The organism is Variovorax sp. NFACC27 (genome assembly GCF_048301545.1).
Taxonomy (GTDB): Bacteria; Pseudomonadota; Gammaproteobacteria; order Burkholderiales; family Burkholderiaceae_C; genus Variovorax; species Variovorax gossypii.
In genome coordinates this window covers 3,040,678-3,052,339 of sequence record NZ_CP157613.1, presented here as the reverse complement: position 1 = coordinate 3,052,339, position 11,662 = coordinate 3,040,678, and the positions used below count along the sequence as shown (strand labels likewise).

General features: G+C 68.6%; 13 protein-coding genes. 7 read left to right on the top strand and 6 right to left on the bottom strand.

The annotated features are described in order from the left end of the window. The first annotated feature begins 25 nt into the window (after positions 1 to 25). Positions 26 to 235 (top strand): hypothetical protein, encoded by a 210-nt coding sequence (locus ABL840_RS14290; protein ID WP_093201995.1) that lies wholly within the window; start codon positions 26 to 28, stop codon positions 233 to 235. A gap of 169 nt (positions 236 to 404) precedes the next feature. On the opposite strand, the gene ABL840_RS14285 is transcribed toward ABL840_RS14290, so the two are convergent. Next, positions 405 to 938 (bottom strand): hypothetical protein, encoded by a 534-nt coding sequence (locus tag ABL840_RS14285; RefSeq protein ID WP_418116272.1) that lies wholly within the window; start codon positions 936 to 938, stop codon positions 405 to 407. On the opposite strand from ABL840_RS14285, the gene ABL840_RS14280 reads away from it, so the two are divergent. Further along, the gene (locus ABL840_RS14280) at positions 925 to 2,616 is read left to right on the top strand and encodes a hypothetical protein (RefSeq protein WP_093305102.1); all 1,692 of its coding nucleotides are present in this window, start codon (positions 925 to 927) and stop codon (positions 2,614 to 2,616) included. The genes ABL840_RS14285 and ABL840_RS14280 overlap by 14 nt on opposite strands. 5 nt (positions 2,617 to 2,621) lie before the next feature. Here the strand turns inward: ABL840_RS14280 and ABL840_RS14275 are convergent, their stop codons facing one another. Then, positions 2,622 to 2,810: a hypothetical protein gene (locus tag ABL840_RS14275; RefSeq protein WP_093202002.1), complete on the bottom strand. Its 189-nt coding sequence runs from the start codon at positions 2,808 to 2,810 to the stop codon at positions 2,622 to 2,624. A 182-nt stretch (positions 2,811 to 2,992) separates the two neighbouring features. On the opposite strand from ABL840_RS14275, the gene ABL840_RS14270 reads away from it, so the two are divergent. From ABL840_RS14270 to ABL840_RS14255, 4 genes are all read left to right on the top strand, one after another. After that, complete coding sequence (locus ABL840_RS14270) at positions 2,993 to 3,952, top strand: S1C family serine protease (RefSeq protein WP_093305104.1); 960 nt, start codon at positions 2,993 to 2,995, stop codon at positions 3,950 to 3,952. A 59-nt stretch (positions 3,953 to 4,011) separates the two neighbouring features. Beyond that, positions 4,012 to 4,857 (top strand): 3-deoxy-8-phosphooctulonate synthase, encoded by an 846-nt coding sequence (gene kdsA / locus ABL840_RS14265; RefSeq protein ID WP_093202008.1) that lies wholly within the window; start codon positions 4,012 to 4,014, stop codon positions 4,855 to 4,857. A 156-nt stretch (positions 4,858 to 5,013) separates the two neighbouring features. Beyond that, positions 5,014 to 6,633 (top strand): methyl-accepting chemotaxis protein, encoded by a 1,620-nt coding sequence (locus ABL840_RS14260; RefSeq protein WP_093305106.1) that lies wholly within the window; start codon positions 5,014 to 5,016, stop codon positions 6,631 to 6,633. Positions 6,634 to 6,894: 261 nt separating this feature from the next. Beyond that, a complete protein-coding gene (locus ABL840_RS14255) occupies positions 6,895 to 7,731 on the top strand; it encodes an alpha/beta hydrolase (protein ID WP_093305108.1) in 837 nt (278 codons plus the stop codon). Positions 7,732 to 7,747: 16 nt separating this feature from the next. Here ABL840_RS14255 and ABL840_RS14250 read toward each other — a convergent pair whose 3' ends face one another. From ABL840_RS14250 to ABL840_RS14240, 3 genes are all read right to left on the bottom strand, one after another. Then, positions 7,748 to 8,635 (bottom strand): LysR family transcriptional regulator, encoded by an 888-nt coding sequence (locus tag ABL840_RS14250; RefSeq protein WP_093305110.1) that lies wholly within the window; start codon positions 8,633 to 8,635, stop codon positions 7,748 to 7,750. A gap of 42 nt (positions 8,636 to 8,677) precedes the next feature. Next, positions 8,678 to 9,367 (bottom strand): isochorismatase family protein, encoded by a 690-nt coding sequence (locus ABL840_RS14245; RefSeq protein WP_093305112.1) that lies wholly within the window; start codon positions 9,365 to 9,367, stop codon positions 8,678 to 8,680. Positions 9,368 to 9,527: 160 nt separating this feature from the next. Further along, positions 9,528 to 10,148: a TetR/AcrR family transcriptional regulator gene (locus ABL840_RS14240; RefSeq protein ID WP_176947557.1), complete on the bottom strand. Its 621-nt coding sequence runs from the start codon at positions 10,146 to 10,148 to the stop codon at positions 9,528 to 9,530. A gap of 75 nt (positions 10,149 to 10,223) precedes the next feature. On the opposite strand from ABL840_RS14240, the gene ABL840_RS14235 reads away from it, so the two are divergent. Continuing rightward, entirely contained in the window at positions 10,224 to 10,772 is a 549-nt protein-coding gene (locus tag ABL840_RS14235; RefSeq protein ID WP_093305115.1) for a DoxX family protein, read from the top strand. Here the strand turns inward: ABL840_RS14235 and ABL840_RS14230 are convergent. Beyond that, positions 10,666 to 11,634 carry a LysR family transcriptional regulator gene (locus ABL840_RS14230; RefSeq protein WP_093305117.1) on the bottom strand — a complete coding sequence of 323 codons (969 nt, stop codon included), beginning with the start codon at positions 11,632 to 11,634 and terminating at the stop codon, positions 10,666 to 10,668. The genes ABL840_RS14235 and ABL840_RS14230 overlap by 107 nt on opposite strands. Between the last annotated feature and the right edge of the window lie 28 nt (positions 11,635 to 11,662).

The following is an 11,662-nucleotide window of genomic DNA, read 5'->3' as shown; positions in this document are numbered from 1 at the left end:
ACGCGCGCGGCGCCATGGTGTCGCCATGACACATCCCATCGAACTCACCATCGAGGAGCCGCTGCCGGGTGCCTTTGTCTGGCAGCTGCTCGAAACCGACGATCAGGGCACGCACCCGCGCGTGCTGCGCAAGGCCTTCGAGCCCGCGGAGAGCTACGAGCTGGCGCTCTCGTCCGGGCAGCGCGCGCTGCAAAGCGAGATCCGGCATCGCGCGCCGCCCGGGGCGGGCGCATAGCAGCAGCAACAAGCCGATTGCGCCCCGCATCTGCGGGATGCCGCACGTTCTTCTGGCCTGAAGCCAATCTGCCGGGGGCCGGATGCCCCGGGGTACGGCCCGGGCCTCCTCGCCGTGTCGAAGAGGTGCCCGTGCCCCGCGCGATGGTCCGCGCGCTGGTGGCGATGCTTCAGGCGCGGAGCCCGAAGTCTTCGATGGTGAGCGTGATGGCCCGGCCAGGCGTTGCGCGGTAACGCGCGACGGCGGCAGGCTCTATCGCGTTGAAGTGCTCCTGGCACGCATCGAGCAGGTGCTCGCCGATCTCGCGCACGCCGAATTCGTCGTGCAGCGTCTCCTCGGAAATCTGCGCGATCGCTCGGGGGCCGCCGGGACCGTCGGGATAGAAGGCGAAGCGCACGCTGGCGGTGTCGAAGCAGTAGATGCCTTCGAAATTCATCATCTCTCTTGTCTCCTCGTGTCTGCATGTTTCCTTGCGGACCGGCGGCGATTGGGCGCTCCCGGCACGGCCATGGATGATGGAAAGCAGCGCATGCGCGTGCAGGAAATGTCCTACGCGAATCGAGGCATGCGCTTTCACCCTGAAACGGCCATGGCTTCGTTTTCCGCGCGTCGATCCGGCGAAGATCGGGGCCTCCAGATTCGCGCTTCGCTGCATGCACTTTTCTCTTTCAACCGGAAGCCCTGAGCCGATGACTGCGACCATCACGACGCGCCCTGCCCGGCTTCGCCCCGGGACCGTCGCGTCCGGCCTTGCCGCCGCCATCCTCGTCCTGCAGCTTGGAGCGTGCAGCAGCGGCCCCACCGAAGCGCAGCGCGAGGCCGCGGCCAGCACGCCGCCGCCCACCGACTGCACCGCCTGGGTCGGCACCGACCGCAACGCGATGATGGGCGGCTACCTTCTGCCGCAGGACCCGAAGAACGGCAAGGGAGCCAAGGTCTGCGTGCCGGTGCTGATGACGGCCAACCGCCCGCCCGCCGGGTATGCAGGCGGCAACTACTACATCAGCGAGTTCACCGACGAAAAGCTCAAGACCCGCTGGCGCGCCTGCAAGGAAGACCCGGCCTGCTTCAAGCGCATCGACTCGCAGATGCAGCGGTGGCTGCCGCCCAACAAGGAGCGCGCCACGCGCTCGACCGGCGTGGTCGACCCGTCCGGCAGGATCGATCCCGACGGCAACGTCGACCTCAAGCAGATCCGCCGCCCCGCCTTCTTCGCAAGGGCGCCGTACCGCGAGGGCATCGCCGAGGCCGACGCGCGCACCTACGTGGTGGAGTTCACGGCGCCGCGCGACACCTTCGAGCGCATCGACCTGAAGATGACCGGCGACATCAAGCTGCGCGGCTGGTACATCGAAGGCGCGGGCATCGACGACGGCAAGGGAAAGAAGACGCGCGCGCTGGTCGTCATGGCGCCGGGCGGCGGCGGACAGCTCACAGCCATCCAGCATCCCGACGAGGTTTCGTACCGCATCGACGAGAAGACCGGCAAGACTGTTCCGGTCAACTTCCCCAACGCGACCACCGAGACCATGGGCCAGCGCTGGTGGCGCGAGAACCTGTACGCGCTCAACAAGGCCGGCTTCGACGTGCTGGCCTACGACCGGCGCGGCGAGGGGCTGTCGGGCGGCTTCAGCGACACCAACACGCTGGAGCAAGGCGAGGACGTGTTCCGCGCGCTCACGGCGCTGGAAACCGGGCGCGGCCTGCGCATCCTCACGCCCAGGGGCGAGTCGCTCGAAGGCGAGGCCACCCGGGGCCGGCTGCTGGCGGGCATGCCGGCCAGCGAGATTCCGCTGGTGCTCGGCGGCTATTCGCGCGGCTCGATGTCCACCGCCTGGGCCATGACGAAGAACTACGTCGCCCAGTGCAGCTTCGACATGCCCCAGCCCAACTGCACGCCGCCCAAGGGCCTGCGCAACATCCGCGGCGCGCTGCTGCTGTCTTCGTTCGCCAGCGGCGCGGGCTACGTGGGCGACTCGCCCGACCTGGCCGACCGCAACCTGTTCCTGGGCGGCATGGCGGCCGAGCACCACATCGTGTTCTATCCCAACTCGTCGACGCTCGCGGGCATGGACCGCTGGCCGGCCGCCTTCTTCGGCAAGGGCCTGTGGGACCGCGCGGAAACGCTGGAGGGCACCGTGGCCGCCTACAACCGCATCCGCGGCCTGAAGGAAATGGTGCTTGCGCGCGGGCCCCATTCCATCGAGACCTGGCCGGAGTCCGACCGGGCCTACCTGCGCGAACGCATGGTGGTGTTCGCCAAGGGGCTGATCGTCGGCGGTCGCACCATTCCCGGCGCGCGGCCGTGGAAGGATTTCAAGTCGCTGGTGGCGACCACGCCCGACTCCTGGGAACCTTCCTCGCGGCCCAAGGGGCCCTGAGGCGATCAGTACCTGCGCGGGTCGACCGGCCGGCGGTCGTAGCGGTCGGGCACGCCGTCTCCGTCGCTGTCCCGGTTGCGCTCGTAGCGGTCCGGAATGCCGTTGTGGTCGCGGTCCCGGTTGTGGCGATGGCGATCGTGGCCGCAGCCTACCGCGAGGGTGGCGACGGCGAGCAGAAGAATGAAGTGCTTCAAGCTGTTTTTCCCGTGGGTGTGGGTGTTTTTCTGGGAATTCCAGTGTCCCGCCCGCTGCTGAAGACTCGCTGAGCCTTCGCTGAAGGCTTCGTGAACATCCGCCGCGCCCCGCGCCCGGGTTGAAAACCTCCACCGCACCGCCATTTCCTTCTGGTTCCGCCGACTGAAAGAAGAGGTGTTCCATGGGCGCGCGCGACGAATTCATTCTTGACTCCTACTCGGCCACCGTCACGCAGGTGGCGCACACCGCCAGCGCGGCGGTCGCCCACATCAAGGTCCGCAAGGCCGCGCAGCGCGGCGGCGGACCCGGCGCCCAGGGCAGCGGCTCGGGCTTTCTCTTCACCCCCGACGGCTTCACGATCACCAACGCCCACGTGGTCGAGGGCGCGACCGAACTGCGCGCCGCCTTCGCCGACGGCACCGAGAGCACGGCACGGCTGGTCGGCATCGATGCCTCCACCGACATCGCCGTGCTGCGCATCGAATCGCACCCCAGCGCCTTCCTGCCGCTGGGCAGTTCGGCCGCGCTGCAGCCGGGCCAGTTGGCCGTGGCGGTCGGCAACCCGCTGGGCTTCGACTTCACGGTAACCGCCGGCATCGTGAGCGCGCTGGGCCGCAGCCTGCCCTCGCGCGGCGGCCGGATGATCGAGGACGTGATCCAGACCGACGTGGCCCTCAACCCCGGCAACTCGGGCGGCCCGCTGCTGGACAGCGCCGCGCGGGTCATCGGCGTGAACACGGCGGTGATTCCCTCGGCCCAGGGCCTGAGCTTCGCGGTGGCCATCGACACCGCCCGCTGGGTGGCCGGCGAGCTGATGCGCCATGGCGCGGTGCGCCGCGGCAAGCTCGGCGTGCAGTGCGCGGCGGTGGCCCTGCCCCGGCGCTGGGTGCGCGAGAACGAATGGCCGGTGGCCACCGGGGTGCGCGTGGTCGAGGTGGTGGCCGGCTCGGCCGCCGCGCGCGACGGGCTGCGCAGCGGCGACATCCTCATCGGCTGCGACGGGGTGCCGCTGGCCCAGCTGTCCGACCTGCTCAAGCGGCTGGCGGGCGAGGGTTACGGCAAGCCGCTGCTGCTCAAGCTGCTGCGGCCGGTGGCGGGCACGCTGACGCCCTTCTACCTGACGGTGACGCCCGGAGGTTGAACCCCGGCCGGCGGAACGACAATAGGCCCCTGCACCGAAGCACCCGTCAGGAGAAAACCTTGTCCACCGTCACCATCACCCCAAAAGTCGCCACCAGCAACGAGGCCCCCTTCGTCCTCTTCGGCGGCGTCAACGTCCTCGAGTCGAAGGACCTCGCCCTGCGCAGCGCCGAGGAATACGTCCGCGTCACGCAGAAGCTGGGCATTCCCTACGTGTTCAAGGGCAGCTTCGACAAGGCCAACCGCTCGTCCATCCACTCCTACCGCGGCCCCGGCCTCGACGAGGGACTGAAGATCCTGCAGGCGGTGAAGGACAGCTTCGGCGTTCCGGTGCTGACCGACGTGCACGAAATCGCCCAGGCCGCCCCGGTCGCCGAGGTGGTCGACGTGCTCCAGCTGCCCGCGTTCCTGGCGCGGCAGACCGACCTGGTGGTGGCGCTGGCAAAGACCGGCCGGGTGATCAACATCAAGAAGCCCCAGTTCCTGAGCCCCTCGCAGATGCTCAACATCGTCGAGAAGTTCAAGGAAGCCGGCAACGACCAGCTCATCCTGTGCGACCGCGGCACCTGCTTCGGCTACGACAACCTCGTGGTCGACATGCTGGGCTTCGGCGTGATGAAGAAGGTGTCGCAGAACCTGCCCATCATCTTCGACGTGACCCACGCGCTGCAGCAGCGCGAGGCCGGCGCGGCCGCATCGGGCGGCCGCCGCGAGCAGGTGGCCGACCTGGCGCGCGCCGGCATGGCGGTGGGCCTGGCCGGCCTCTTCCTCGAAGCCCACCCGGACCCGGCCCAGGCCAAGTGCGACGGCCCGAGCGCCCTGCCGCTGGACAAGCTGGAACCCTTCCTGACGCAGATCAAGGCACTGGACGACCTGATCAAGTCGTTCCCGCCGCTGAAGATCTGAACCGAAGGGGCCCGCCCGGCCACCGGCGCGCCCCTTTCCCGGAGAACTCCGCCCGGAGTTTTCTAAAGTTTTCAATTGAACTACCGATAACCAGCGATGGAGGGCGCCCCGGCGGTCGCCCTCCTTCTTCTTTTTCCTGGTTTCCGGAGTTCGATCATGTTCCTGAGCAACGTCTCAATCGGCAAGCGCCTGGCCATCGTGCTGGGCATCATCCTGGCGCTCTTTCTCGCCACCAGCGCCGCCGCGGTGTGGAAGCTGCAGCAGCTCAGCCGCGAGATAGACGCCATGATCGAGGACAACGTGAAGACCGAGCGCGCCGGCTCCGACTGGCTGCGCCACACCACCGCCGGCGTGCAGCGGGCGGCGGCCATCGCCAAGAGCAGCGATGCCAGCCTGATCGACTACTTCGCGCCGGCCACGGCGGCGTCGATCAAGAACACCAACGAGCTGCAGAAGTTCATCGAGGAAAAGCTGGCCAAGCCCGACGAGCGCGCCCTGCTCGAGAAGGTCGGCAACCTGCGCAAGGCCTACCTGGGCGCGCGCGAGGAAGTGAGCAAGCTCAAGCTCGCCGGCGACCTCGACGGCGCCAACCGCGTCTTCGACTCGCAGTTCCAGCCCACCTCGGTGAGCTACATCGCGGGCGTGCAGCAGGTGGTGGACATGCAGCGCGAACAGCTCGATGCCGCCGCCGCCCGCGCCAACAACCTGCGCGCGCAGACCAGCACGCTGCTCATCGTGTGCTCCGCCGTGAGCCTGGCGCTCGGCGCCCTGCTGGCATGGCTGCTGGCCCGCAGCATCACGCGCCCGCTGCGCAGCGCCGAGAGCATGGCGCAGTCGATCGCGGCCATGGACCTGACGGGCAAGGCCCAGTCCAGCTACGCCAGCGACGAGACCGGCCACCTGCTGCGCGCCCTCGACCAGATGCGCGACGCCTTGCAGGGCTCGCTGGCGCAGGTGCACGGCGTGGTGGCGAACGTGTCGACCGCCAGCACGCAGATCGCCGTGGGCAACCAGGACCTGTCCTCGCGCACCGAGGAACAGGCCAGCTCACTGGAGCAGACGGCCGCGTCGCTGGAGGAACTGACCTCGACGGTCCGGCAGAACGCCGACAACGCGCGGCAGGCCAACCAGCTGGCCGCCTCCGCCTCGGAAGTGGCCACGCGGGGCGGCAACGTGGTGTTCCAGGTGGTCGAGACCATGGGCTCGATCAATGCCTCCTCGAAGAAGATCGTGGACATCATCGGCGTGATCGACGGCATTGCGTTCCAGACCAACATCCTCGCGCTGAACGCGGCCGTCGAGGCGGCTCGCGCGGGCGACCAGGGCCGCGGCTTCGCGGTGGTGGCGTCGGAAGTGCGAAGCCTCGCGCAGCGCTCGGCCGCTGCGGCCAAGGAAATCAAGACGCTGATCGGCGACTCGGTCGAGAAGGTCGAGGAAGGCAGCCGCCAGGTGGCCGACGCGGGCCGCACCATGGAGGAGATCGTCGGCAGCGTGAAGCGGGTGACGGACATCATGGGCGAGATCAGCGCCGCGAGCCAGGAGCAGACCTCGGGCATCGAGCAGATCAACCAGGCCGTGACTCAGATGGACCAGACGACGCAGCAGAACGCCGCGCTGGTCGAGGAAGCCTCGGCCGCCGCCCAGTCGCTGCAGGAGCAGGCGGGCAGCCTCTCGCAGATCGTGGGCAGGTTCAGGCTCGAACATCAACGCCAGGCCGAGGAGGACACGACCCCGGGCATCGCCTTCAGCCCCATGCATCTGATCGCGGCCCGCTAGAAAAAAACCGCCAGGCTCCCGGCGGGAGAAAGAGGCGAAACTAGGGCCTGTTCACACTATTTCCGGGGTCGCGAAGGGCAGCCAGGGCGGGCCAATCAAGGCGCGCGACGACGCGTGTGCATGCGCACACGCCAGGAGCGCAACGCCGAGTGGCCCGCCCTGGCTGCCCTTCCCGCAGGGTTGGCGCTCCAAGGGGCCAACGCGACCCCGGAAATAGTGTGAACAGGCCCTAGACGCCAGCCTTTCTCCCCGGAGCCCAATTTGTCATCCAACAAAGCTGCCCGCATTGCCCTGTCCGCCTCGGCGGCCGCGATAGGAAGCATCGCCGCGTACTGGACGCTTCTCGCCGCACGCCAGGGGCACATCCTCTTCAACGCCCGCAAGCTGCCGGTCGTTCCGCTGTCAGACGATTTCTCGACCTACTCCCACACCGTGCCGGGCGGCATGGTCCGCGGCTACGTCTACCACCCGCAGGGCGAGGAAGCCCTGCAGGACCTCTTCATCTACTTCGCCGGTCGCGGCGAGGACGTTCGCGCCACGGCCCAGACGCTGCAATGGCTGCCCGAGGGCTTCGGCTTCGCGGCGGTCAACTACCGCGGCGTGGCCGATTCGCAGGGGCACCCTTCGGAGATCGCCTCGGTACAGGACGCCAGCCAGTTCGCCCGGCACCTGCGCAAGGCCTTTCCGCATGCGCGACTGCACGTGGTGGGGCGCAGCCTCGGCACGGGCGTGGCCATCCAGCTCGTCGCGCGGCAGGACTTCGCGAGCCTGCAGCTGGTGACGCCCTACGACTCGATGCTGGAAGTGGCGAAGAAGCGCTTTCCGCTCGTGCCGCTATCGCTGCTGCTGCGCCATCAGTTCAATTCGCTCGAACACTGCAAGGAGGTCGCCGCGAAAACCCAGGTGCTGCTGGCCGAGAGCGACGACGTCGTGCTGCCCGAGCGCTCGCAGAAGCTCATCGCGGCATGGCCCACGCCGGTCAGCGTGCAGACCGTTCCAGCGTCCGACCATCACAACATCATGGGCCTGGAGGCGACCTGGCTGCACCTCGTCGACTTCGCGCTGACCTCGATCCTTCCCGAGCCGAAGGTGGCGTAGCCAGTGCCGGCGCGCGCTACCGGTAGTGGCCCCCCATGAAGTCGATGAAGGCGCGCACCGCCGGCTGCACGTGCCGCGTGCGCGGATAGAGCGCCGCGTAGGTGCGCTGCCCGAGCGTGACACTCGGCAGCACGCGGACCAGCGCGCCCGACTGCAGGTCGGCGCGGACCGTGTGCCACGTCAGCGCGGCAATGCCCAGCCCGCACTTCGCGGCCGAGTACAGCGCCGTGATCGTGTCGCATGCAAAGCGCGCATCGGGCCTGAACGCCTGCTGCCGGCCGTCGGGCATGTGCAGCGTCCAGTGCGACGGGCTTTCCGGCCCGTTGTGCAGCAGGCACTGGTGCGCCGCCAGGTCCTCGGGTGTCGCGGGCATGCCGTGCTCGACGAGGTAGCGCGGCGCCGCGACCAGCACCATGTCTGAGACCGCCAGCGTCCGCGCCATCATCGAGGCGTCCTCGAGCCCGGCGCTGATGCGCAGTGCGACGTCGATGCCCTCGGCCACCAGCTTCGTGAAGCGGTCGGTGCAGACCACCTCCAGCCGGATGCCGGCGTGGCGCGACTGGAACGCCGGCAGCCACTGCGGCAGGTCGAGCGTGGCGATCGCCAACGGCATGCTGACCTTCAGCGTTCCCGAGGGCGCCTTGCCGTCGGCCACGACATCCGCCTGGGCCGCATCGAGCCGCGAAAGAATGTCCGTGCATGCGGCGTGGTAGCGCTGCCCTGCCTCGGTCAGCGTGATACCGCGCGTGTCGCGGCGCACCAACTGCGCGCCCAGCGATTTCTCCAGCGCCTGCAGCTGGCGCGAGAGGCTGGAGTGCGTGGTGCCCAGCGACTCGGCCGCGGCCGACAGGCTCTTCGCCTGCGCAATGCGTTGAAAGGCGCGCATCGCCTTCAGTTGATCCATGCGCCGCCCTCCTTCGCGTGCTTCCGGGGAAGCCGCGTATTTTCAGGCAAGCGGCAGCGCCAGGATCTGCGCGGTGGTCAGCACGTCGCCGAAGGTGTCCTCGATCTCGGCCAGCGCCGCGTGGTGAAGATTGCCATGCGGCACGGTGTCGCCGTTCTCGCGGCGGATCGCACGGGTGGCGGTGGCATCGGACGACACCACCACCTCGAAGCCCTGCGCGGCACCGTCGCGGGCGGCGCCGGCCACGCACGCATGGGTCATGAGGCCGGCGATCACCAGCGTGCGGACGCCGGCCGATCGCAGCTGCTGCGCGATGTCGGTGCCCGCGAAGACGCTCACGGTGCCCTTCTGCACGACCTTGTCGCGCGGCCGCGGCTGCATGTCCGCATGGAACCTGACGGTGTCGCCGTCGCTGGCGAAGACCGCGGCGCCGGCCGGGGCCACGTGCTGGATCTGGAACACGGGAATGGCGTGCTCGTCCGCCCAGGCCAGCAGGCGCCGTGTATGGGCCGCCGCGCGCGGTCCGTCGGCGATGGGCATGCGGCCCGTGAAGTACTCGTTCTGGAAATCGATCACGAGCAGGGCCGTAGCCTTGCCGCTCAGCTGCCGCCTCGGCTGCGCGCCCGACATCGCGCGGATGGTGGGCGTGGGCGCCGGCGCCGATGCTGCCGCGGCTGCGGCCGGCGAAACGCCGACGATGCCCGCGGCGCAAGGCAGGGCCAGTGCGCTCATGAGTCCGCGGCGGGAAAGTCCTGGTGACATAGACATGTTTGCTGTTCCTTGAAGTCCATCGAAAGTGATGGGGGAAAGTCTAGGAACGGCCCCGCCCAGGGCCTAGGCCTGAGCGGCGACAAGTGTTGTGCAGGACGCGCACAGCGCGCGCCCGATGCCCTCAGCGCGGCGCGGCCGTTGCCGCCATTCCGTCGAGCAGCACGTCCAGGGCTTGCTCCGCGCTGAGATGCAAGGCCTCCAGCTCGGCCGTGGGTGCGCGCAGCACGCCGACGCCGAGCAAGGTCGAGAGGCCGTGCACCATGGCCCAGCAGGTGTGCGAAAGCTGCCTCGCGTCGCCCTGGCGGAAGGTGCCGTCCGCCTGGCCCGCGCCGACCAGCCCGAGCAGCAGATCGAAGAGCCGGGCCCCGGCCTGCACGAGGCTTTCGTTCGATTGCGACTGCGAGACCGCGCCGAACATGTGGACCAGCAGCCGGGGCGACTTCAACCCGAATCCGACATAGGCACGGCCGCAAGCCTTGAGCCTCGAACGCGATTCGGCGGGAAGAACCGCCGCTATCGCCGATTCGCAGCCGGCCAGCATTTCCTCGAAGCCCTGCAGCGCGACGGCTTCCATCAGCGCACGCTTGTCCTGGAAGTGGCGGTAGGCCGCGGTGTGCGAAACCCCGACGGCCTTGGCCATCTCGCGCATCGATAGGCCGTCGAGGCTGTCGCGCTCCATCTGCTCGCGGGCATATGCGAGAAGAACGGCCTTCAGGTCGCCGTGGTGATATGACGTGCTCATGCTCGAAGCCCTAATGTTGACAGTGGAAACAATGAAATCCGATAATGTTTCCATTGTAAACACCGAGCGTGCATCATGAGCTTTCTCCTCTTCATCTGTTCATTCGGCGCGGTTGCCTGGGCGGTTTCCCGCCTGCTGAAGCGCCCGCTCGACCTGCGCGAGGCGATGCGCTGGGGCATGGGCCTCGGCTTCCTGTTCACTGGCATCGACCACTTCGTGAGCGCATCGACGCGCTATGCCCCGATGATCCCCGACGCCCTCGCCCAGCATGCCCTGGCCTGGGTCTACCTGACCGGCGTGGCCGAGCTTGCCGGAGGGCTGGGGCTGCTGGTTCCCGTTTCGGTCTACGAGCGCCTCGGCCTGCCGAACCTGCGGAAGCAGGCGGGCATCTGGCTCTCGGTGATGCTGGTCTGCGTGGTCGCCGCGAACATCAACGTCGCGCTCAAGGGGCAGACGGTGCAGGGCCTGGAGTTCGGCGCCTGGTACTTCTGGATCCGCCCGCTGTTCCAGCCCGTCTTCATCGCGTGGGCGCTCTACTGCTCGGGCGCGTGGCCGAAGCCGAAACAGGCGGCCGGGTCGCAACAGGCGCATGCTGCGCCATCAATCCAGCAACCCAGTCGATGAACACGCGCAGCTTGGCGCTGACGTGCCGGTTCGGCGGGAATGCGATGTAAAGCGGCATCGGATCGAGCCGCCAGTCCTCGAACAGGGGCACGAGTTCGCCGCTCGCAACGTGCGCGCGGGACATGTAGTCGGGCAGCCAGAGAACCCCGAGCCCGGCCAGGCCCGCCGCCAGGTAGGCGTTGCCGTCGTCCACCGAGAGCACGTGGCGCCCGTGCACGACCACGCTCTCCCCGTCACGATGCATGGCGTACGGCAGGCTCCTGCCGGTGCGCGACCACAGGAACCCCACGACGCGGTGATGCGTGTCCTCCAGCTCCTTCGGGTGCGAGGGCACGCCGGCCCGCTCGAGGTAGTCCGGTGCCGCATGCACCCCGAGCTGCAGGTCGCCCACGTGGCGCGCGATCAGCGACTGGTCCGTGAGCTCGCCGCCGCGCACCACGCAATCGACGTTCTCGCCGATCAGGTCCACCACGCGGTCGCTCACGCCCATGTCGAGCTGGATGTCGGGATGGCGCTCGTGGAACGCGGGCAGCGCCGGCACCAGGATCATGCGGGCCAGCGGGCTCGGCACGTCCACCCGCAGCCGTCCCCTCGGCGACGAAGTCGCGGCGGACAGGCTGGTCTCGGCATCGTCCATGTCGGCCAGCAGGCGCACCACCCGCTCGTAGTAGGCCGTCCCGTCGGCCGTGACGTTGACCTTGCGCGTGGTGCGGTTGAGCAGCTTCACGCGCAGCCTGGCCTCCAGCTGCTGCACCAGTTGCGTCACGCTGGTCTTGCTCATGTGCAGCGTCTGCGCCGCCTTGGTGAAGCTCCCCGCCTCCACCACGCGCGCGAAGGCCTGCATCGCATCGAAACGGTCCATGTCTGCTCCCGATTGTTTGGCCAGTGCA